The organism is Bradyrhizobium diazoefficiens USDA 110 (assembly GCF_000011365.1).
In the GTDB taxonomy this organism is placed as follows: Bacteria; Pseudomonadota; Alphaproteobacteria; order Rhizobiales; family Xanthobacteraceae; genus Bradyrhizobium; species Bradyrhizobium diazoefficiens.
The window spans coordinates 505,327-526,956 of record NC_004463.1; the positions used below are offsets into that span (position 1 = coordinate 505,327).

Consider the following 21,630-nt stretch of genomic DNA (forward strand, 5'->3'; position numbering starts at 1 on the left):
TCACCGTAGTCTTACGGGCACGGCACATTCGACCGTCCAGGGCGGAGTTTCCGCCGGGCGGGCCCATCCGAAGCATGCCGCAAACGCGCGAAGGCGGCCTTGTGATAGGCCGCCTTCGTTTAACCTTCTACTCACTTCGCAGTGAGCCACCGTTCACAAATCCGCGCTTAAGCCGCGAGCTTGCGCAGCACGTAGTGCAGGATGCCGCCGTTCCGGTAGTAGTCGAGTTCGTCCAGCGTATCGATGCGGCAAAGCAGCGAAACGCGCTGCAACGAACCGTCGCCGGAGACGATCTCCGCGGTCAGCTTCTGGCGCGGCTTCAGATCGCCGACGAGACCACGCAGCGTGACCTTCTCGTCGCCCTTCAGGCCGAGCGACGACCAGGAGGTGCCTTCCTCGAAGGTCAGCGGCAACACGCCCATACCGACAAGATTGGAGCGATGGATGCGCTCGAAGCTCTGGCAGATCACCGCGCGCACGCCGAGCAGGCGCGTGCCCTTTGCAGCCCAGTCGCGCGAGGAGCCGTTGCCGTATTCGGCGCCGGCGAACACCACCAGCGGCACCTGCTCCTGCTGGTACTTCATCGCGGCGTCGTAGATCGACATCTGCTCGCCGTCGGGCCAGTGCTTGGTGAGGCCGCCTTCCGGGATGTTGCCGTCGGCGCCCTTGAGCATGAAGTTCTTGATGCGGATGTTGGCGAAGGTGCCGCGCATCATCACTTCATGGTTGCCGCGCCGGGTGCCGTACTGGTTGAAGTCGGCGGGACGCACCTGGTGCTCGCTGAGATACTTGCCCGCGGGCGAGGTGAGCTTGATCGAACCGGCCGGCGAGATGTGGTCGGTGGTGATCTTGTCGCCGAACATGGCGAGGATGCGCGCCTCGACGATGTCGGTGACCGGCTCCGGCTCCTTCTTCATGCCTTCGAAGTAGGGCGGGTTCTGCACGTAGGTCGAGCTCATGTTCCAGCGATAGGTCTCGCTCTCGACGGTCTTGATCTTGCGCCAGTTGGTGTCGCCCTTGAACACGTCGGCATACTTCTTCTTGAAGATCGACGCGGTCACGAACTTCTTCATGAAGGCGTTGATCTCCTTCGACGTCGGCCAGATGTCCTTGAGGTACACCGGCTTGCCGTCCTTGCCTTCACCGAGCGGCTCGACGGCGAGGTTCTTGGTCACGCTACCCGCGAGCGCGTGAGCGACGACCAGCGGCGGCGAGGCCAGATAGTTCGCCTGCACGTCCGGCGAGACGCGGCCTTCGAAGTTGCGGTTACCGGAGAGCACGGCGGCGGCAACGATGCCGTTGTCGTTGATCGACTTCGAGATCTCCTCCGGCAGCGGACCGGAATTGCCGATGCAGGTGGTGCAGCCGAAGCCGACCAGGTTGAAGCCGACCTTGTCGAGGTGGGCCTGGAGGCCGGAATCGGCGAGATAGGCCGCGACCACCTGGCTGCCCGGGGCAAGCGAGGTCTTCACCCACGGCTTGGCCTTGAGGCCCTTCGCCGCGGCATTGCGGGCCAGGAGCCCGGCGCCGATCAGCACGCTCGGGTTCGAGGTGTTGGTGCAGGAGGTGATCGCCGCGATCACGACGTCGCCATGGCCGATCTCGTACTTCTTGCCTTCGACGGCAAAGCGCTTCGCCGGCTCTTCGGTCTTCTTGTACTCATTGGCGAGCGCGACCGAGAAGCCTTCCGCGACCGACGGCAGCGCGATGCGGCCTTCGGGACGCTTCGGACCGGCCATCGACGGCACGACGTCGGCGAGGTCGAGCGTCAGCGTTTCCGTGAACACCGGATCGGCCGACTTGGCGGTGCGGAACAGCCCCTGCGCCTTGGCATAGGCCTGCACCAGCGCAACGCGCGGTGCGGCGCGGCCGGAGGTCTTGAGGTAGTCGATCGCCGCGGCGTCGACCGGGAAGAAGCCGCAGGTCGCGCCATATTCGGGCGCCATGTTGGCGATGGTCGCCTTGTCGGCGACGGAGAGATGATCGAGGCCGGGGCCGAAGAACTCGACGAACTTGCCGACGACGCCGAGCTTGCGCAGCATCTGCGTCACGGTCAGCACGAGGTCGGTCGCGGTGACGCCTTCCTTCATCGCGCCCTTCAGCTTGAAGCCGACGACGTTAGGCAGCAGCATCGACAGCGGCTGGCCGAGCATGCAGGCTTCCGCCTCAATGCCGCCGACGCCCCAGCCGAGCACGGCGAGACCGTTGACCATCGTGGTGTGGGAATCGGTGCCGACCAGCGAGTCGGGATAGGCGACCTCGAAGGTGCCGGTCTTCTTGCCGACCGTCATCTTCTCCTTCTTGGTCCAGACCGTCTGGGAGAGATATTCGAGATTGACCTGGTGGCAGATGCCGGTGCCGGGCGGCACGACGGAGAAGTTCGAGAACGCCGCCTGGCCCCACTTCAGGAACTCGTAGCGCTCCTGGTTCTGCTTGTATTCCTCGGTGACGTTCTTGGCGAAGGCCTTGTTGTCGCCGAAGAAGTTCACGATCACGGAATGGTCGATGACGAGATCGACCGGCACCAGCGGGTTGATCTTCTCGGCATCGCCGCCGAGCTTCTGCATCGCGTTGCGCATCGCGGCGAGATCGACCACCGCGGGCACGCCGGTGAAGTCCTGCATCAGCACGCGCGCCGGGCGGAACGCGATCTCGTGCTCCAGCGACTTCTTGCGCAGCCATTTGGACACCGCGACGATGTCCGCCTTCTTGACCGAGCGGCCGTCCTCATTGCGCAGGAGGTTCTCGAGCAGGACCTTCATCGAATAGGGGAGTTTCGAAATTCCCTTCAGACCATTCTTCTCGGCCGTGGGCAGGCTGTAATAGACATAGGTCTTGGCGCCGACCTTAAGGGTCTTTTTGCATTTGAAGCTGTCGAGCGAGGTCATGTAGGAAATCCCAATTGTTAGTTATACCCGGCAAGGGGTATTTTAACACCGTCAGCGAGTCCGGCTGGGTCGCTTGCAGGGGCAGGTTGAGTTGCTGCATCAAGTAGTTCCGGGCTTATAGAAGCTTTCTAACCGCGCCGCCACAGCCACAAACGTGCCGCAGCAATCCGCGAGCCAAAAATTCCCATGCGCTACCCCAAGTTTTCCTGAGGCCTGGTTTGAACGGGTTGATACGAGGCAAGATGCAGCTTTCCGGACGTAGGGTGATCTGTGTGCGGGGCGGCCGCGAGGTGTTTGCCGGACTCGATTTCGAGGCCGTCTCCGGCGAGGCCGTGGCGGTCGTTGGCCGCAACGGGTCGGGCAAGACCTCGCTGCTGCGGCTGATCGCGGGGCTGCTCATTCCGGCTGGCGGGACGATCGCGCTCGATGGCGGCGATGCCGAGCTGACATTGCCTGAGCAATGCCACTATCTCGGCCATCGCGACGCCCTGAAGCCGGCGCTGAGCGTGGCGGAAAATCTGTCATTCTGGGCCGATTTTCTGGGCGGCGAGCGACTTGATGCCCATGAGAGCCTCGCCACGGTCGGGCTCGACCACGCCACCCACCTGCCGGCAGCTTTTCTGTCGGCCGGCCAGCGCCGCCGGCTCTCGCTGGCCCGGTTGCTGACGGTGCGCCGCCCGATCTGGCTCCTGGACGAGCCGACCACGGCGCTGGACGTCGCCGGCCAGGACATGTTCGGCGGCCTGATGCGCGACCATCTCGCCCGCGGCGGCCTGATCATCGCGGCGACCCACATGGCGCTGGGGATCGATTCGCGGGAGCTGCGGATCGGGGGTGTGGCATGATTCCGACCGACCCTCAGCTTTTCGAGCGGCAAAGCTCCGCTCTACCCGTTCCCTCCCCCCCTGTGGGGGAGGGTCAGGGAGGGGGGTGCCACACAGGGACCCTCTCGATCTACCGAAGTCCTTCCCTGAACCCAAGCACACCTTTTCCGGGGCCACCCCTCTCCCATAGCCGAAGCTTCGCTTCGGCGTCTCTTAAGAGGACGGCCGCCGGAGGCGGCCTACGCCTCCCCCGCAAGGGGGGAGGGAGCGCAGATTGCCTGTGGCGCGAGTCGGGCTCTTACGATCGTCTCGAAGCCGAAAAGGCAGCCCCATGACCGCCCTGTCCGCCCTCATCCGCCGGGATATCAGGATCGCGCTCCGCGTTGGCGGCGGGGCGCTGATCGGCGTGCTGTTCTTCCTGACCGTGGTGGTGCTGATGCCGTTCGCGGTGGGGCCGGACCTCGCGTTGCTGTCGCGGCTGGGGCCGGCCATTCTCTGGCTCGGCGCCCTGCTGGCGAGCCTGCTGACGCTGGACCGGCTGTTCATGGCCGACCATGAGGACGGCTCGCTCGACCTGATCACGATGAGCCGGACGCCGCTGGAACTCGCCTGCGCGGCGAAAGCGCTGGCGCATTGGCTGGCGGCGGGCCTGCCGCTGATTGTCGCAACCCCCGTGCTCGGGCTCTTGCTGAATCTCGACATGGTCGCGACCGGCGCGGTGGCCCTGACGCTGCTCGCGGGCACGCCGGCCCTGACCTTTACCGGCATGATCGGCGCCGCGCTGGCGGTGACGCTGCATCGCGGCGGGCTTTTGATGGCGGTTCTGGTGCTGCCGCTGTCGATCCCGGTGCTGATCTTCGGGGTCGCGGCCTCCCAGGCCGTGATCGTCGGTCCCATGTCGTTCGGCGCGCCGTTCTCGATCCTGTGCGCGCTGTCGCTGGTCAGCCTCGTGATCGGCCCCTTCGCCGCGGCGGCGAGCCTGCGGCATGGTCTCGACTGAGATGAGCTCGACTGACCTTGACCCCGATCAACTTTCGCTGCCCGCTTTTATGCTGATTGCGTGAGTGCTGACCTGTGATTATCAGAATACCATGACGCTGATCGACCTCGCCAACCCGACACGGTTCCTCGCGCTGACGGCGCGGGTGTTGCCGTGGCTTGCGGCCGCGACCGTCATCCTGCTCGCGATCGGCCTCTACCAATCCGCGCTAGCGCCCGACGACTACCAGCAGGGCGCGACCGTGAAGATCATGTTCATCCACGTGCCCAACGCCTGGCTGTCGATGTTCGTGTGGGGCGTGATGAGCATCGCCTCATTGGGCACGCTGGTGTGGCGGCATCCGCTCGCCGACGTCGCCGCGAAGGCGGCAGCTCCCATCGGCGCCGCCTTCACCTTCCTCGCGCTGCTGACCGGCTCGCTGTGGGGCCGGCCGATGTGGGGCACCTATTGGGAATGGGACGCCCGCCTGACCTCGGTGCTGATTCTGTTCCTGATGTATCTCGGCCTGATGGCGCTGTGGCGCGCGGTCGACGATCCCTCGCGCGCGGCGCGCGCTGCCGCGGTGCTGACGCTGGTCGGCGCGATCAACCTGCCCATCATCAAGTTCTCGGTCGACTGGTGGAACACGCTGCACCAGCCAGCCTCGGTGATGCGCATGGGCGGTTCGTCGCTCGACAAATCGTTCCTGATTCCGCTGCTGGTGATGGCGATCGCGTTCACCCTGCTGTTCGTCACGCTGCACCTGGCGGCGATGCGCAACGAGATCCTGCGCCGCCGTGTCCGCTCGCTGCAGATGATGCAGGCGAGCCGCATGGCGTTTTCGAGCGAAATGGGCGCCGGTTCGCGTCAAAACAACGCGTCAAACGAAGTCGGGGCCGCATGATCATGTCGCTCGGTCCCTATGCCTCCTTCATCGTGACGTCTTATGCCGCAGCCGCGCTCGTGGTCGCGATCCTGATCGGCTGGATCGCGACCGACTATCGCAGCCAGACCCGCCGCCTGCGCGACCTCGACCGCAGCGGCATCACCCGCCGCTCGGGGCGCAGCGCGATGGATCGGCCATGAGCGAGCAGTCGACTTCCGCGAACCCGCAGCGCCGCACCTTCCTGATGGTGCTGCCGCTGATCGCCTTCATCGGCCTGGCGCTGCTGTTTTGGTTCCGGCTCGGCAGCGGCGATCCTTCGCGGATTCCCTCCGCGCTGATCGGACGGCCGGCGCCGCAGACCGCGCTGCCGCCGCTCGAGGGATTGCAGGCCGACAACGTCCAGGTGCCGGGGCTCGATCCCGCCGCGTTCAAGGGCAAGGTCAGCCTTGTCAACGTCTGGGCCTCCTGGTGCGTACCCTGCCATGACGAGGCGCCGCTTCTGACCGAGCTGGGGAAAGACAAGCGCTTCCAGCTCGTCGGCATCAACTACAAGGACGCGGCCGACAACGCCCGCCGCTTCCTCGGCCGCTACGGCAACCCGTTCGGCCGCGTCGGCGTGGATGCCAACGGCCGCGCCTCGATCGAATGGGGCGTCTATGGCGTGCCGGAGACCTTTGTCGTCGGACGCGAGGGCACCATCGTCTACAAGCTGGTCGGCCCGATTACGCCGGACAATCTGCGGAGCGTGCTGCTGCCGCAGATGGAGAAGGCGCTGAAGTAGTTACTGTCATTCCGGGGCGGCTCGCAGAGCCGAACTATGGTGCGCACTTGCGCACCTGAGAATCTCGAGATTCCGGGTTCACGCTTCGCGTGCCCCGGAATGACATCAAACAGTCACCCCTTCCTCACATCCCCCGCATCCGCCTCGCTCGCTTCCAGCGAGACCGGCTCGAGGTGATAGCGCTTGGTCAGCGGCATCTGGGCGATGGCGAAGATCATCGTGATCGGCGTCACGCCGAACACCTTGAAGTTCACCCAGAAATCCGTGCTCTGGGTGCGCCAGACGATCTCGTTCAGCACCGCCATGCCGGCGAAGAACAGCGCCCAGCGCAGCGTCAGGATACGCCAGCCCTGCGGCGTCAGGTTGAACATCTGGTCGAACATCACGGCGATGAAGGAGCGGCCGAACAGCAGCCCGCCGCCGAGGATTGCGGCGAACAGGCCGTAGATGATGGTCGGCTTGACCTTGATGAAGGTCTCGTCGTGCAGCACCAGCGTCAGCGTGCCGAACACCAGCACGATCACGCCCGTCACGATCGCCATGATCGGGATATGGCGCGTCACCACATAGGAGGCGATCATCGCCGCCACGATCGCGACCATGAACGCGCCGGTCGCGGCGAACAGATTGAACTTCGCATTCACGAAGAAGAAGACGAGCAGCGGACCGAGTTCGGTCGCAAGCTTGAACAGCGGATGCGGCTGGGTCTTGTCCATTCCCTGACTTTCGTTGATGTCATCCCCCGCGAATGCGGGGGATCCAGTATTCCGTGGCACCTGTGATCGACAACCGGCGGCGCGGCGTACTGGATGCCCCGCCTGCGCGGGGCATGACGAAAGAAACCTATGACTCGATTCCGGCGATCGCACGGGCGAAATCGCGCGCGGTGAACGGCGCGAGATCGTCGACGCCCTCGCCGACGCCGATGAAATGCACCGGCAGTTTGAATTTCTCCGCGAGCGCCACCAGGATGCCGCCGCGCGCCGTGCCGTCGAGCTTGGTCATCACGAGGCCGGTGACGCCCGCCGTGCGATGGAAGGCCTCGACCTGCGACAGCGCGTTCTGGCCGACGGTGGCGTCGAGCACAAGCAGCACCGCATGCGGCGCAGTGTCGTCCACCTTGCGGATGACGCGCACGACCTTTTCGAGCTCGTTCATCAGCTCGGCCTTGTTCTGAAGCCGCCCGGCGGTGTCGATCAGGAGCACGTCGGTCTTCTGCTCCTTCGCCGCCGTCAGCGCGTTGAAGGCGAGGCTCGCCGAGTCGGAGCCTTGCGTGCCCGCGATGACCGGTGTTTTCGTACGCTCACCCCAGACCTTGAGCTGCTCAATCGCCGCTGCGCGAAAAGTGTCGCCGGCGGCCAGCATCACCTTGCGGCCTTCGGAGGCGAATTTTTGCGAGAGCTTGCCGATAGTGGTGGTCTTGCCGGAGCCATTGACGCCGACGACGAGGATGACGAACGGCTTCCTGGCCGCATCGATCTCGAGCGGCTTTGCCACCGGCGCCAGCACCTTCTCGACCTCGGTCGCAACGACGTCCTTGACCTCGTCCGCCGAGATCGCCTTGTCGTAGCGCCCGGTGCCGACGGCGTCGGCGATGCGCACCGCGACGGATGTGCCGAGATCGGCGCGCAGCAGCACGTCCTCGATGTCGTCGAGCATGGCGCGGTCGAGCTTGCGCTTGGTGACGAGGTCGGCGACCGCGGTCCCGAGCGAGGACGAGGTGCGCTTCAGCCCGTTGGACAGGCGGCGCCACCAGCTCAGCTTGGGGGGATCTGACGTGGTATCGTTCATGGTGCTCGTGCCGACGATTTGAAGTTCCTACTCTCTTGCCGCAAGTCCGGTTAGGAACTTCAAATCGAAGAGCGGCACGAGAAAATATTGTTGCCAGTGCGGCCCTGGATTTGGCATTCGCTTCACATTTCGCGGCAGCCGCTGAGCGAATGCCAAATCCACCGCACTGGTGTGTTAGCCGTTCCGGCTCCCAAACGAAAGTCTTGACCGAAAGTCCTGCCATTGCTCGATGTTCCCGAACTGACCGCCGACGAAATCCTGGGCCGCGTGCTCCATCGCGACGGATTGATGCTGGTCATCGACAAGCCGGCCGGTCTGCCGGTGCATCGCGGCCCCAAGGGCGGCGCCAATCTGGAGGCATCCTTCGACGCGCTCCGTTTCGGCCTGCCGCGGCCGCCGGTGCTGGCCCACCGGCTGGACAAGGACACCTCCGGTTGCCTCATCCTCGGCCGCCATCGCAAGGCGACCGCCTCGCTCGGCCTGCTGTTCAAGCACGGCAAGATCGGCAAGACCTACTGGACCGTGGTCGAAGGCGGGCCCGCCGAGGACGAAGGCACCATCGATATGCCGCTCGGCCGGCTCAATGCCGAGCGCGGCTGGTGGCAGAAGCCCGATCCCGAAGGCCAGAAGGCGATCACCAACTGGAAGGTGATGGGCCGGGGTGACGGTTTCACCTGGCTCGCCATGGAACCGGTGACGGGGCGGACCCATCAATTGCGGGTGCATTCGGCCGCGACCGGCTGGCCGATCTTCGGCGATAACATTTACGGCAACGGCCCGCGCTTCGGCGAGCCGAAGCTGCACCTGCACTCCCGCGAGATCGTAGTGCCGATCTCCCGGAACAAGGAGCCGGTCCGCGTGGTGGCCCCGGCCCCGCCGCACATGCACGAGAAGCTCAGGGCTTGCGGGTGGAACGGGGAGTAGCTGCCGTTCACCTCTCCCGCTAGCGCGAGAGGGAGCGCAGCGCCGCCGCGGCAGCACTTCGTTCTCCTCGGCCATGGTTTACGAAACGTTCAGGGCTCGCCTCTAATGATAGCGGTTGCTTAGAACAAGCTTCCGTCAATCCGCTCAGGACGAGCCGCGCGTCATGTCCAAGGCCGAGCTATCGATCATCGACGAGGTCGAATCCGCACTTCGGATTGGCTCGGCGGAAAAGGGCCTGGAGACGGCCCGCCGCGTCACCGACCTGTTCCTGTCCTCCGCCGGCAGTTTTGACGACGAGCAGATCGCGCTGTTCGACGAGGTGCTCGAGCGCCTGATCGGCACCATCGAGCTTCGCGCCATCGCCGACATGGGCGCACGCGTGGCGCTGGCCGAGATCAGCGCGCAGCTGGCGCCGATCGCACAGGCGCCGCCCTCCGTGATCCGCCGCCTCGCCAACAATGACGAGATCCGCATCGCCGGACCCGTGCTCCAGGAATCCGCGCGCCTCGACGACGGCGAGCTGGTGAAGATCGCATCGTCCAAGGGCGAACCGCATCTGCTCGCGGTCGCCGGGCGCTGGTGGCTGAAGGAGATCGTCACCGACGCGCTGCTGGCGCGCCGCTATCCCAGTGTCAGCCGGCGGCTTGCCGCCAATCCGGGCGCACGCGTCTCCGGAAACGGATTTGCCGTCATCGTCGGACAGGCGGAGGGTGATCCGGAGCTCGCCGTCAGCGTCGGCGTCCGCGTCGATCTGCCATCGGAGCTGCGCCGCCAATTGCTGCGCTCGGCGACGGACACGGTTCGCACCCGCCTGCTGTCGCGCGCGCCGCCGCATCTGTTCGAGGAAATCCAGGGCGCGATCGCCGCCGTTACCGCCGGCGTCACGCGCGAGATGTCCGGTGTCCGCGATTTCGAAGGCGCCAAGCGCGCCATCGCAGGTCTCAAGGCATCCGGCCAGCTCAACGAGGCGACGCTGTTCAGCTTTGCCAAGCAGCGGCGCTATGAAGAAACCGTCGCGGCGCTGGCGGTGTTGTCGCAATCCACCGTCGAGGTGATTCGCCCGTTGATGCAGAGCCTGCGCGAGGACGGCCTGCTGGTGCCGTGCAAGGCGGCGCAGCTCAGCTGGGAGACCACCGCCGCCGTGCTCGAAAGCCGCTTCGCCACCGGCGCGATGAAGCCGGCGGATCTTGCGAGAGCGCAGGGGCATTACGCACGAATGACGCCGGAGAACGCGCGGCGCACGCTGCGGTTCTGGCAGGTGCGGGCGTCGTAGCGGAGCGGGTTTGAGGCGCGCTGCGGGCCACGCCCTCCGCTGTCGTCCTGGCGAAAGCCAGGACCCATAACCACCGAATTCAATTTGGCGAAGACTGGTGGTTGGCAATCCCGTGCAACAACTTCTCCCTGGGGTAATGGGTCCTGGCTTTCGCCAGGACGACGACGGCAAATTACGTGGTCAACCGCTCACCATCGCTGCCGACGATCATCCGCGGCACCACGCTCCCCACGCGCGCGCCCGCGATCGCCACCGGCAGATAGTGCTCCGTGCGGCCCTGGCTCTCACTTTCGATCAGCACATCGCGCGTTGCGCCAATTTCGGCTTGCAGCCTCTGACGCAATGCTGCCTCTCCAGCCGCACGCAGCCGCCGCGCGCGTTCCTTGATCTCAGGCCCCGCAACCTGCGGCATCCGTGCGGCGGGCGTGCCGGGGCGCGGGGAATAGGGGAAGACGTGCAGGAAGGTCAGGCCGCATTCCTCGACCAGATCGAGCGAGCGGGAAAACATCGCCTCGGTCTCGGTCGGAAAGCCCGCGATGATGTCGGCGCCGAAGGCGACGTCCGGGCGCAGGCGCCGCACCTGGTCGCAGAAGGCGATCGCATCGCCCCGCAAATGCCGCCGCTTCATGCGCTTCAAGATCATGTCGTCGCCCGACTGCAGCGACAGATGCAGATGCGGCATCAGCCGCGCATCGTCGGCGATCGCGTCGAGCAGATCGTTGTCCGCCTCGATCGAATCGATCGAGGAGATGCGCAGGCGCTTCAGCTCCGGCACATGCCGCAGGATCTGCTTCGTCAGCATGCCGAGCTTCGGCGCACCCGGCAGGTCGGCGCCATAGCTGGTGAGGTCGACGCCGGTCAGCACGATCTCGGCATGGCCGCGCTCCGCCAGCGCCCGCACCTGCTCGACCACGGCGCCCATCGGCACCGAGCGCGAATTGCCGCGGCCGAACGGGATGATGCAGAAGGTGCAGCGATGGTCGCAGCCGTTCTGCACCTGCACGAACACGCGCGGCAGACCGCTTGCGAAGCCGTCGACGAGATGCGGCGCCATCTCCTTCACCGCCATGATGTCGCTGACGGCAATCTTCTCCCTGGCGCCGATGTCGAAGGCATCGCGCGCCTCGCGCCAGGCATCGCTGCGCATCTTGTCGTCATTGCCGACGACGCGATCGACCTCGGCCATATCGGCGAACATCCGGCTCTGCGTCTGTGCGGCGCAGCCGGTGACGACGATGCGCGCCCCCGGCCGCTCGCGCTTCAGCTTGCGGATCGACTGCCGCGCCTGAGCCACCGCCTCGTTGGTGACGGCGCAGCTGTTGATGACGATGGTGTCTACGAGCCCTGCGCCTTCGGCTTTGCTGCGGATCACCTCGGCCTCGAAGGCGTTGAGGCGGCAGCCGAAGGTGACGATCTCGACGGACATTATCCGGCCGGCGCGAACAGCGCCGGATCGAAATTGCCCTCATATTCGAAGGTCGCGGTGCCCGTCATCAGCACGTGGTCGTCGCGCTCGCGCCATTCGATGCCGAGCTTGCCGCCGGGCAGCGTGATCTCGACGTTGCGCTCGGCGCGCTTCAGGCGCGCCGCGGCGACGGCCGTCGCGCAAGCCGCCGAACCGCAGGCCCTGGTGAGACCGGCGCCGCGCTCCCAGGTGCGGATCGTGATGTGGTCGCGGTCGACGATATGGGCGAGCGTGATGTTGGCGCGCTCGGGGAAGATCGGATGGTTTTCCAGCAGCGGGCCAAAGCGCGCGAGGTCATAGGCGTTGACGTCGTCGACCCAGAAGATCGCGTGCGGGTTGCCCATGCTCACCACTGAGGGCGAATGCAGGATCGGATTGTCGATCGGCCCGATCTGCAATTCGATGTAGCGGGTGTCGCGAAACTCTTCCGCCAGCGGAATGTCCTGCCAGCCGAACTTGGGCACGCCCATGTCGACGGTATAGAGATCGGGCGCCGGGCCCTGCCAGGCATTGAGCAGGCCGGCGGCCGTCTCGAACGTCGCCGTGGCCTGCCCGGTCTTCTCGAAGATGCGCCGCACCACGCAGCGCATGCCGTTGCCGCAGGCGCCGGCTTCGGAGCCGTCATTGTTGTAGATGCTGATGAAGGCCTCGGTGCCGTCGAGCCGCGGCTTCTGAAGCACCATGAGCTGATCGTAGGGCACGCCGCCCTGCGCGGATGCCACCGCGCGGGCATCGTCCGGCGTCACCTTTGCCGTGGAATCGCGCATGTCGACAACGACGATCTCGTTGCCGATACCGTTCATCTTGGCAAATGCGTGGTTGGCCAGCGCGCTCATGAAATTTCCTGAATTTCGCCTGCCTTATATGGCGATCCTTGGCCGCTTGGCCAGTGATTTGCCGCCGGGCGCCAGGACGTTCGCCATGACGCATCTGTCATGGGACGAATTCGGCGCTCGCGTGTTAGAACGGCGCGGTTCGCGCGAACCGGGACGCGCGGCCAGGTTAAGGCCTTGGTGGGTAAGGTCTTGATGAATTAGGGCCTTGCTGGACCAAGGCCTTGGGGAGAATAAAATGAACACTTTTCGTCGTCTCGCTCTGGCCGCGCTGATCCCGGCAGCGGCCTTGTCGCTTGGGCTGTCCGGCGCTCTGGCGCAGAGCCCGGCGCCCGCTGCCTCGGCAAGCCCCTCGCCGGCCCCGTCGGCCTCGCCCGCCCCGGCTGCAAGTGCCTCGCCCGCCCCCGTGGCAACGCCCTCGCCTGCGGCGAGCGCCTCACCGGCTCCCGCAGCATCGCCCGCGCCCGCAGCCAGCACCTCGCCCAGCCCGACGGCCCCGGCTGTCGCCGCCACCCCCGCCCCGGTCCAGACCGCCGATCCCTTTGGCCTCGAGACCACGCTCGAGTCCAGGAAGGTCGTGATGGTCAAGGGCACTGCCAATTGGGACTCGGCCTTCGACACGCTGGTCGACGCCTTCAAGGCGCTGAACACGCTCCTGGACAAGCAGGGCATCAAGCACGCCGGCAATTCGATGATCGTCTATACCTCGACCGACGACACCGGCTTCACCTTCCTCGCCGAGATTCCGGTCGAGCAGGATCCCAAGAACCTGCCCAAGGACATGAGCGTCGGCAAATCGCCTGAAGGCAAGGCGCTGAAATTCGTCCATCGCGGCTCCTACGACAACATGGACAACACCTACGAGGCGATCACCAATCACCTCGACGACAAGAGACTGGAAGCCAAGGACACCTTTATCGAGGAGTACCTCACCGATCCCCTGAAGACGGCGGAGGACAAGCTCGTGATCAATGTTTTCGTGCCACTGAAGTGAGACCGATGAAAAAGCCTGCCGTACTCGCCGCCGTTTTCGCTGCCACGCTGCTGGCAACGCCCGTGCTCGCCGACGATTTTCCCTCCGCGATCTCGGTGAGCGGCGAGGCCACCGTTTCAGTGGCGCCCGATCTTGCGCAGATCGACGCGGGCGTCGCCAATGACGCCAAGACGGCGAAGGAAGCCTCCGACGCCAACAACGCCGCGATGGGCAAGGTGCTGCTGGCGTTGAAGGGGGCCGGGATCGCCGAGAAGGATTACCAGACCTCACGGCTGTCGCTGCAGCCGCAATACGGCCAGAACAAATCCACCGGCGCCTCGCCCGTGGTCGGCTTCCGCGCCTCCAATCGCGTCACCGTCAAGATTCGCGATGTGACCAAGATCGCCGGCATCATCGACACGCTGGTCAGCGCCGGCGCCAACGATATCGGCAACATCTCGTTCGAGGTGACGCAGGCGTCAAAACTGCTCGACGACGCCCGCGAGCAGGCGGTGGCGGATGCCCGCCGCAAGGCCGAGATCTACGCCAAGGCCACCGGCGTCACGCTGGGTGCACCGCTCAGCGTCTCCGAAGGCGGCGCGCCGGTGCCGTTGTTCAAGGCGCGAATGGCCACGGCACCGATGGCCGCACCCGCCGCCGTCGCACCGGGCGAGGAGACGCTGTCGGTGACGGTGAATGTGAGCTGGGCGATCAAGCAGGGGCAGTAGACGTAGCGCCGTAAGAGGCACACTGCTCGCTACAAATACAACTGTCGTCCCGGCGAAGGCCGGGACCCATACCGCGTGATCTTTCGGTAGGCGCAGGTCGCCGTACCGCGGGAAGACTGAAAACGACGAGTCTTCGTCAAACGTCTTGCTGTGGGTATGGGTCCCGGGCTCGCGACTTCGTCGCGCCCCGGGACGACGAGCTGTATGGGTGGCGACAGCGGAGCTAAATCTCCACCACCTGCCCCGGCTTCATCGCGACGAACCGCTGCTGCGGAATCTGCGCGGCATCCAGCGCCTCGACCAGCGCTTTCGCAGGTGCGTCGATCGCCTCGTCCGTCAGCTGGAAAGTGCCGTGATGATGCCCGAGCGCGTCCTGCGCGCCGCAATCGAGCAGCGCCTTCACGGCATCTTCCGGATTCATGTGCTGGTCGCGCATGAACCAGCGCGGCTCGTAGGCGCCGATCGGGAGGATCGCCAGGCGTAACGGCCCGTGCTTCTCCGCGACGCGGCGAAAATGTCTGCCATCGCCATAGCCGGAATCGCAGACGACGTAGATTTTCCCGGCCGGCGTCTCCAACACAAAACTCGCCCACAGCGCCTTGTTGCGATCGAACAGGCCGCGCGCTGTCCAGTGCCGGGTCGGAACCAGATGCACGGCGATGCCGCCGCCGAGCTCGACGCGGTCGTGCCAGTCGAACGCCTCGGCCTTGATCGACGAGTCGGTGCTGCGCATCGTCACGTCATTTCCGAGCGGCGTGACCACCCGCGGAGCAAAATTCTTGGCGAGCCGCGACAGCGTCGCGATGTCGAGATGATCGTAGTGCCCGTGCGAGACCAGCACGACGTCGATCTTCGGCAGCTTCTCGAAGGCGATGCCGGGATCGTTGTGCCGCTTCGGTCCGGCAAAGCCGACGGGCGACACCCGCGAGGACCAGACGGGATCGACGAGGATGTTGAGGCCGCCGGCCTGGATCAGCCAACTGGCGTGACCGACGAAGGAGAGTCGCGCCTTGCCGCCGTCGACGCGCTCCGGCGGGGTGTCGGCATGGGGGCTCGGAGCCCAATCCGGCCAGGCCGCCCGCTGCCGCTTGCCGCTGAACTGCCAGCGCAGCACCTCGCGAAGCGGTTTCGGCGGCGCGCCGTCGGGATCGAAGAAGTGCAGGCCGTTGAAATGGTCGGAGGCGGGACCGTCATAGGTCTTCATGCGGGACATCCAGAGGAGGGGACGCCGACCAGCGCACCGGCTCCGGCAAGCAGTCCGAAAAGGCGGCGGCGGGCGACCGGCACCGGCGGGATTCTAGGGATGGTCGGGACGGCAAGACATCACCGCCTATATGGGCGGGGCCGCTAGAAAAGGAACCCATCGCCAAAAGGGTCATAATTTCAGGGCCTTGCCCTACCAGGGGCGTTCCGGCGCCCTAACTTTCCTTGACTTTTGGGCGGGAGCGGCGTTTAACCCCGCCACTTTCTCGGAAAGGCTTTCTTTTCGACCCGCCGACTGGCCCTGGAGGCCAGAGGTCAACGCCCGACAGCGCTATGCGCCCTCGGGCGCAAAGGTGTTTGGAAGATCGCTTCCTGGCTTCAGGCCACGGACCGAGAACTGGTCATCCCCCGCGAAGGCGGGGCATGACAGAGGTGAATGCGGCAACCCTGCGCAAGCAGGACAAGGGACAACGGCATTGTTCGACAATCTGTCGGAACGGCTTGGCGGCATCCTCGATCGTCTGACGGGGCGCGGGGCGCTGACCGAAAAGGACGTCGACGCCGCGATGCGCGAGGTGCGCCGCGCGCTGCTGGAGGCCGACGTTGCGCTCGAAGTCGTGCGCAGCTTCACCGAACGCGTCCGCGAGCAGGCGATCGGCGCCACCGTCGTCAAGTCGGTGACCCCCGGCCAGATGGTGGTCAAGATCGTCCATGACGAGCTGATCAACACGCTCGGCGCCGAAGGCCAGACCATCGACATCAATTCCGTGCCGCCGGTGCCGATCATGATGGTCGGCCTGCAGGGCTCCGGTAAAACCACCACCACCGCGAAGCTCGCCCGCCGCATGGTCCAGCGCGACAGGCGCAAGGTGCTGATGGCCTCGCTCGACGTCTATCGCCCGGCGGCGATGGAGCAGCTGGCCGTGCTCGGCCGCGATCTCGACATTCCGACCCTGCCGATCGTGGCGGGACAGCAGCCGGCGCAGATCGCAAAGCGCGCGCTGGAAGCCGGCAAGCTCGGCGGCTACGACGTCGTGCTGCTCGACACCGCCGGCCGCACCACGCTCGACGAAGACATGATGGCGGAAGCCGCAGCCATCAAGGCTGCCGCGAATCCGCATGAAGTGCTGCTGGTCGCGGACTCGCTCACCGGCCAGGACGCCGTCAATCTTGCCCGCGCCTTCGACGAGCGCGTCGGCCTCACCGGCATCGTGCTGACCCGCGTGGACGGCGACGGCCGCGGCGGCGCCGCGCTGTCGATGCGTGCCGTCACCGGCAAGCCGATCAAGCTGATCGGCACCGGTGAAAAGACCGACGCGCTGGAGGACTTCCATCCCGACCGTATCGCCGGCCGCATCCTCGGCATGGGCGACGTGGTGTCGCTGGTCGAACGTGCCGCCGCCAACATCGACGCCGAAAAGGCCGCGCGCACCGCCGAGCGCATGCGCAAGGGTCAGTTCGACCTCAACGACATGCGCGAGCAGCTGTCGCAGATGGCCAATATGGGCGGCATCAGCGGCCTGATGGGCATGATGCCCGGCATCTCCAAGATGAAGAACCAGATCGCGGCCGCCGGGATCGACGACAAGATCTTGAAGCGCCAGGTCGCGATCATCGATTCCATGACGCGCGACGAGCGCCGTCATCCCGACCTGCTCAAGGCCAGCCGCAAGAAGCGCATCGCCGCAGGCAGCGGCCAGAGCGTCGAGCACGTCAACAAGCTGCTCAAGATGCACCGGAACATGGCCGACGTGATGAAGGCCATGGGCTCGGGCAAGCGCGGCCCGCTCGCCGGCATCGCCCAGGCGATGGGCTTTGGCGGCGGCATGAAGATGCCTTCGCCCGAAGAGATGAAGGCGATGCAGGAGAAGATGCAAAGCGGCGGCGGACAAGGCCTGCCGAATTTGCCGAAGGATTTGCCGCCCGGTCTTCGCACCGGCCTGCCGAACCTTCCTGGACTGACCGGGCTGAGCGGCAAGCCGACGCTGCCGGGCCTCGGCGGTTTCCCGGGCAAGAAGAAATGAGGAATTCGTCGCACGGGATCGCATCGGTCTCGCGCAACGCGGAATACCAATCAACCGAACAAACTGTGCTTTGAAGGAGAACTGAATGTCCGTCGTTATCCGCCTCGCCCGCGCAGGCACCAAGAAGCGTCCCGTCTATCACGTCGTCGTCGCCGACTCGCGCTTTCCGCGCGATGGCCGCTTCATCGAGCGTCTCGGCTACTTCAACCCGCTGCTGCCGAAGGACAACGAGGCGCGCCTCAAGCTCGACATGGAGAAGGTGAAGGCCTGGGTCGCCAAGGGCGCGCAGCCGTCGGACCGCGTGTCGCGTTTCCTCGACGCCGCCGGCGTCAAGAAGCGCGAAGCGCGCAACAACCCGCAGAAGGCCGTGCCGCGCAAGGAGCGCAAGGCGCAGGCCGAAGCTGCCGCGAAGGGTTAAGGCCAGACCATGTCGGCGCTGGTCTGCGTCGCGCGGATCGGCGCCGCGCATGGTGTGCGCGGTGCGGTCAAATTGTGGACCTTCACCGAAGATCCCTTCGCCATCAAGCGCTACGGTCCGCTTCTGTCCAAGGACGGCAAGCGCCAGTTCGAGGTCGCGCAAGCGCGTGAGGCGAAGGATCATCTGGTCGCGACGTTCAAGGGCGTCACGACCCGCGATGAGGCCGAGCGCCTCAACGGCATCGAGCTCTACGTCGCGCGCGAAAAGCTGCCCGCGACCGACGAGGACGAATATTACCACACCGACCTGATCGGGCTCGCCGCCGTCACCACGGACGGCGAGCCGCTCGGCCGCGTGCTCGCGATCCATAATTTCGGCGCCGGCGACATCATCGAGATCGCGCCGCCGAAGGGCGCGTCCCTGCTGCTGCCGTTCTCCAACGCGGTGGTGCCGGAGGTCGATGTCGCCGGCGGCCGCGTCGTGGTCGCCCTGCCGCAGGAGATCGCGGGCGATGAGGCTGAAGAGCGCTAACCGCGCTCAGACTGTCTGGCGGCCCTGCTGCTCGAGCCAGTCGCAGAACACCGCGCGATGCGGATCGTCGTCGCGCCCTTCGGGAAAGTAAGCAAAATAGCTGCGGGCCGGCAGGCTGATGTTCGGAAACGGCGTCACCAGACGGCCGGCCGCGAGATCGTCGGCGATCAGTGCCGTCGGTCCCATGGCGACGCCGAGGCCGTCGAGCGCCGCCTGAAGCGTCAGATAGAAATGATCGAAGGTCAGCGACGCCGCGCCCTCCAGCGCGGACTCGCCTGCATCGGTCAGCCAGTCGCGCCACAGCCGCGGCATCGAGGTGACGTGCAGCAGCGTATGCCGGCTGAGATCCGCAACCTCGGTCAGCGGCAGCTTCGCGAGCAGAGCGGGACTGCACACCGGCAGCCGCTGCTCCGACAACAGGAAGCGCGACGCAAAGCCGTGAAAGGTGTCGGGGCCGCCGCGGATCACCACGTCGAACAGCTCGGGCAAGGCATCCACGGGATCGTTCGACGTCGACAGCCGCACCTCGATATCGGGATGCTCGGCACGAAACCTTGTCATGCGCGGCAACAGCCAGCGCAGGCTGAATGTCGCTAGCGCGTTGACGCGCAGCACCGCGGCCGGCGCCTCGCCGCGACGCTTGCGATGCTGCTGCACGGCGGCCGAGACCCGATCGAGCGCGGGCGCGAACTCCGCGAGCAGCGCGGCGCCAGCCGGCGTCAGCACCACCCGCCGCACCGATCGCCGGAACAGCGCCGGCGGCCCGAGCCAGGTCTCGAGCAGGCGGATCTGCTGGCTGACCGCGCCATGGGTCACGCCAAGCTCGCCGGCCGCCTCCTTGAAGCTGCCAAGCCGGGCCGCCGCCTCGAAGGCACGGACAGCGTTCAGGGGCGGCAGGCTGCGGCGAGGAACGAACATGGCCATACAATAGAATTTCTAGCGCATGATCCGATTATTACTGGTTTGTGACGGATTCTTGAAGGCCGCATAGTGGAGGCCAAAGCACTTACATAGCTTCGTCTTTCGACTGCTTTTGGTTTGAGATCGTGGCAATTCTCCCCTCAGGTTTTCTATCGCAATCGCAAACGGCCCCTCCCGGCGAGGAGACGCTGAGCAAGCCGCGCCGCACCCTGGCGGCGACCGGCATCAACCACGCCCTGCACGATGGCTACACCGACCTGATCTATGTGCTGCTGCCGGTCTGGCAGGCCGAATTCGCGCTCAGCTACGGGCTACTGGCGGTGATGCGCGGGCTCTATTCCGGCGCTATGGCCGGGCTGCAAATCCCGGTCGGCCGCCTCGCCGAGCGGATCGACGGCAAGATCCTGCTCGCGCTCGGCACGCTGCTCGCCGCGCTCGGCTATGTCCTGGCCGGACTGTCCGGCGGCGTCATGGGACTGGGCCTTGCGCTCCTCATATCCGGCGCGGGTTCGAGCACGCAGCATCCGCTCGCCTCGGCCGCAGTGTCGCGCGCCTATGGCAAGGCGGCGCGCGGACCGCTCGGCATCTATAATTTCAGCGGCGATCTCGGCAAGGCGGCACTCCCGGCCCTGACCGCGGTGCTGCTGGTGATCATGTCGTGGCGGCACGCGCTGCTTCTGGTCGCACTGATGGGCTTAGTCGTTGCGCTCTGCCTCGCGGTGCTGATGCCGGCTGTCGGCAAGGGGTTTGCGCACAAATCAGCGGTCACGACGCAAGGCACGCATGCCGGCCGCGGCGGCTTCTCCTGGCTGCTCGCGATCGGGATTCTCGACAGTGCGGTGCGGATGGGCTTCCTCACCTTCCTGCCGTTCCTGCTGCGCGACAAGGGCGCCTCGCTGCCGACGAGCGGCTTTGCGCTGGCGATGGTCTTCATCGGCGGCGCCGCCGGCAAATTCACCTGCGGCTGGCTCGGCGAACGCGTCGGCACGATCCGCACCGTGCTTCTCACCGAGGGCGGCACCGCCGCGCTGATCCTCGCGGTGCTCGCATTGCCGCTGATCCCGGCGATCATCGTGCTGCCGCTGCTCGGCGTGATGCTCAACGGCACGTCCTCGGTTCTCTACGGCACGGTCCCCGAGCTCACATCGCCCCATCGCACCGAGCGCGCCTTCGCGCTGTTCTACACCGGCACGATCGGATCGGGCGCCATCGCACCGGTGCTCTACGGCCTGCTCGGCGACGCCGTCGGTCCGACGCTGGCAACCGCGGCGACGGCCGTCACGGCGCTTGCGATCTGCCCGCTCGCGCTGGTGCTGGCATCGCATCTGCCGAATGACCGGCGAGCCTGAGGAATCCGAGGCCTCGACCTGTCGGCCGCAATGCCCTAACCAGCGGCGATGACGACTTCCTCACCCTGGCGCGCGACGGTGCTGACGCTGTTTCCGGAGATGTTTCCGGGACCGCTCGGCGTGAGCCTGGCCGGCCGCGCGCTGGCCTCCGGGCTCTGGCAGCTCGAGGCACGGGACATCCGGGCCTCGGCGACCGACCGCCATCGCAGCGTCGACGACACCCCGGCCGGCGGCGGCCCGGGCATGGTGCTGCGGGCGGATGTTCTGGCGGCCGCCATCGACGCGGCGGAGATCGGCCAAGGTTCTTCAAAGGAGCGGCCTCGCCTGCTGATGAGCCCGCGGGGTCGGCCATTGACCCAGGCTCGCGTCGTGGAGCTCGCCCGGGGCCCCGGCCCCCTGATCGTCTGCGGGCGGTTCGAGGGGATCGACCAGCGGGTGATCGACGGGCGGGGCCTGGAGGAGGTCTCGATCGGCGATTACGTGCTCTCCGGGGGCGAAATCGCGGCTCTGGCGCTGATTGACGCCTGCGTCCGGCTGTTGCCGGGCGTGATGGGCAAGGAAGCCTCGGGAACCGAGGAAAGCTTCTCCGACGGCCTGCTCGAATACCCCCAATATACCCGCCCGCAGCTGTTCGAAGGGGTTCCGATCCCCGAGATCCTGACCTCCGGCGACCACGCCAAGGTCGCGGCCTGGCGGCGGGCCGAAGCCGAGGCCCTGACGGCGGCCCGGCGGCCCGATTTATGGGCCCAGATCCCGGTCAAGGCTCCGAATCGGGCCGGTCGCCAAAAAACGCCAAAAAACAAGACAGACGGGTGACAAACGCTCCGGCTTGCCTTATA

21 protein-coding genes are annotated in these 21,630 nt (G+C 66.0%); 14 read left to right on the forward strand and 7 right to left on the reverse strand.

Features of this window, described 5'->3' with window-relative positions:
• Positions 1-167 precede the first annotated feature (167 nt).
• Positions 168-2,888, reverse strand: a complete 2,721-nt coding sequence (gene acnA / locus BJA_RS02345; protein WP_011083297.1) for an aconitate hydratase AcnA — start codon at positions 2,886-2,888, stop codon at positions 168-170.
• Between the two features lie 242 nt (positions 2,889-3,130).
• Between acnA and ccmA the strand changes: the two genes are divergently transcribed.
• From ccmA to BJA_RS02370, 5 genes are all read left to right on the forward strand, one after another.
• Positions 3,131-3,733: a heme ABC exporter ATP-binding protein CcmA gene (ccmA, locus tag BJA_RS02350; RefSeq protein ID WP_011083298.1), complete on the forward strand. Its 603-nt coding sequence runs from the start codon at positions 3,131-3,133 to the stop codon at positions 3,731-3,733.
• 310 nt (positions 3,734-4,043) lie between these two features.
• Positions 4,044-4,712 carry a heme exporter protein CcmB gene (gene ccmB, locus BJA_RS02355; protein WP_011083299.1) on the forward strand — a complete coding sequence of 223 codons (669 nt, stop codon included), beginning with the start codon at positions 4,044-4,046 and terminating at the stop codon, positions 4,710-4,712.
• A 91-nt stretch (positions 4,713-4,803) separates the two neighbouring features.
• Entirely contained in the window at positions 4,804-5,595 is a 792-nt protein-coding gene (locus tag BJA_RS02360) for a heme ABC transporter permease (protein WP_011083300.1), read from the forward strand.
• Positions 5,592-5,777 carry a heme exporter protein CcmD gene (gene ccmD, locus BJA_RS02365; RefSeq protein WP_011083301.1) on the forward strand — a complete coding sequence of 62 codons (186 nt, stop codon included), beginning with the start codon at positions 5,592-5,594 and terminating at the stop codon, positions 5,775-5,777. The genes BJA_RS02360 and ccmD overlap by 4 nt, the downstream gene beginning before the upstream one ends.
• Entirely contained in the window at positions 5,774-6,358 is a 585-nt protein-coding gene (locus BJA_RS02370; protein WP_011083302.1) for a DsbE family thiol:disulfide interchange protein, read from the forward strand. The genes ccmD and BJA_RS02370 overlap by 4 nt, the downstream gene beginning before the upstream one ends.
• A gap of 113 nt (positions 6,359-6,471) precedes the next feature.
• Here the strand turns inward: BJA_RS02370 and BJA_RS02375 are convergent, their stop codons facing one another.
• Positions 6,472-7,074 carry a septation protein A gene (locus tag BJA_RS02375; RefSeq protein ID WP_011083303.1) on the reverse strand — a complete coding sequence of 201 codons (603 nt, stop codon included), beginning with the start codon at positions 7,072-7,074 and terminating at the stop codon, positions 6,472-6,474.
• A gap of 127 nt (positions 7,075-7,201) precedes the next feature.
• The gene (gene ftsY, locus BJA_RS02380; protein WP_011083304.1) at positions 7,202-8,149 is read right to left on the reverse strand and encodes a signal recognition particle-docking protein FtsY; all 948 of its coding nucleotides are present in this window, start codon (positions 8,147-8,149) and stop codon (positions 7,202-7,204) included.
• Positions 8,150-8,371: 222 nt separating this feature from the next.
• Here ftsY and BJA_RS02385 point away from each other — a divergent pair, with 222 nt between their 5' ends.
• Both BJA_RS02385 and BJA_RS02390 read left to right on the forward strand, forming a co-directional pair.
• Complete coding sequence (locus BJA_RS02385) at positions 8,372-9,073, forward strand: RluA family pseudouridine synthase (RefSeq protein ID WP_028174878.1); 702 nt, start codon at positions 8,372-8,374, stop codon at positions 9,071-9,073.
• 163 nt (positions 9,074-9,236) lie between these two features.
• On the forward strand, positions 9,237-10,346 hold the full coding sequence (locus BJA_RS02390; protein WP_011083306.1) for a DUF2336 domain-containing protein: 1,110 nt from the start codon (positions 9,237-9,239) through the stop codon (positions 10,344-10,346).
• A gap of 172 nt (positions 10,347-10,518) precedes the next feature.
• Here the strand turns inward: BJA_RS02390 and mtaB are convergent, their stop codons facing one another.
• Positions 10,519-11,772 carry a tRNA (N(6)-L-threonylcarbamoyladenosine(37)-C(2))-methylthiotransferase MtaB gene (gene mtaB, locus BJA_RS02395; protein ID WP_011083307.1) on the reverse strand — a complete coding sequence of 418 codons (1,254 nt, stop codon included), beginning with the start codon at positions 11,770-11,772 and terminating at the stop codon, positions 10,519-10,521.
• Positions 11,772-12,647, reverse strand: a complete 876-nt coding sequence (gene dapF, locus BJA_RS02400) for a diaminopimelate epimerase (RefSeq protein ID WP_011083308.1) — start codon at positions 12,645-12,647, stop codon at positions 11,772-11,774. Before dapF ends, mtaB begins: the two co-directional genes overlap by 1 nt.
• Positions 12,648-12,882: 235 nt before the next feature.
• Here dapF and BJA_RS02405 point away from each other — a divergent pair, with 235 nt between their 5' ends.
• Positions 12,883-13,638 (forward strand): GyrI-like domain-containing protein, encoded by a 756-nt coding sequence (locus BJA_RS02405; protein WP_011083309.1) that lies wholly within the window; start codon positions 12,883-12,885, stop codon positions 13,636-13,638.
• Between the two features lie 5 nt (positions 13,639-13,643).
• On the forward strand, positions 13,644-14,345 hold the full coding sequence (locus BJA_RS02410) for an SIMPL domain-containing protein (protein ID WP_038965070.1): 702 nt from the start codon (positions 13,644-13,646) through the stop codon (positions 14,343-14,345).
• Positions 14,346-14,568: 223 nt separating this feature from the next.
• Here the strand turns inward: BJA_RS02410 and BJA_RS02415 are convergent, their stop codons facing one another.
• A complete protein-coding gene (locus BJA_RS02415) occupies positions 14,569-15,549 on the reverse strand; it encodes an MBL fold metallo-hydrolase (protein ID WP_038965071.1) in 981 nt (326 codons plus the stop codon).
• Positions 15,550-16,024: 475 nt separating this feature from the next.
• Between BJA_RS02415 and ffh the strand changes: the two genes are divergently transcribed.
• From ffh to rimM, 3 genes are all read left to right on the forward strand, one after another.
• Positions 16,025-17,572, forward strand: coding sequence for a signal recognition particle protein (ffh, locus tag BJA_RS02420; protein WP_038965072.1), 1,548 nt, complete (start codon positions 16,025-16,027; stop codon positions 17,570-17,572).
• 85 nt (positions 17,573-17,657) lie between these two features.
• Positions 17,658-17,990, forward strand: coding sequence for a 30S ribosomal protein S16 (gene rpsP, locus BJA_RS02425; RefSeq protein WP_011083313.1), 333 nt, complete (start codon positions 17,658-17,660; stop codon positions 17,988-17,990).
• Between the two features lie 9 nt (positions 17,991-17,999).
• Positions 18,000-18,521 carry a ribosome maturation factor RimM gene (gene rimM / locus BJA_RS02430; protein WP_011083314.1) on the forward strand — a complete coding sequence of 174 codons (522 nt, stop codon included), beginning with the start codon at positions 18,000-18,002 and terminating at the stop codon, positions 18,519-18,521.
• Between the two features lie 6 nt (positions 18,522-18,527).
• Here rimM and BJA_RS02435 read toward each other — a convergent pair whose 3' ends face one another.
• On the reverse strand, positions 18,528-19,439 hold the full coding sequence (locus tag BJA_RS02435) for a LysR substrate-binding domain-containing protein (protein WP_038965078.1): 912 nt from the start codon (positions 19,437-19,439) through the stop codon (positions 18,528-18,530).
• Between the two features lie 128 nt (positions 19,440-19,567).
• Here BJA_RS02435 and BJA_RS02440 point away from each other — a divergent pair, with 128 nt between their 5' ends.
• On the forward strand, positions 19,568-20,791 hold the full coding sequence (locus BJA_RS02440; protein WP_011083316.1) for an MFS transporter: 1,224 nt from the start codon (positions 19,568-19,570) through the stop codon (positions 20,789-20,791).
• Positions 20,792-20,839: 48 nt separating this feature from the next.
• Positions 20,840-21,607, forward strand: coding sequence for a tRNA (guanosine(37)-N1)-methyltransferase TrmD (trmD, locus tag BJA_RS02445; RefSeq protein WP_011083317.1), 768 nt, complete (start codon positions 20,840-20,842; stop codon positions 21,605-21,607).
• Positions 21,608-21,630 lie beyond the last annotated feature (23 nt).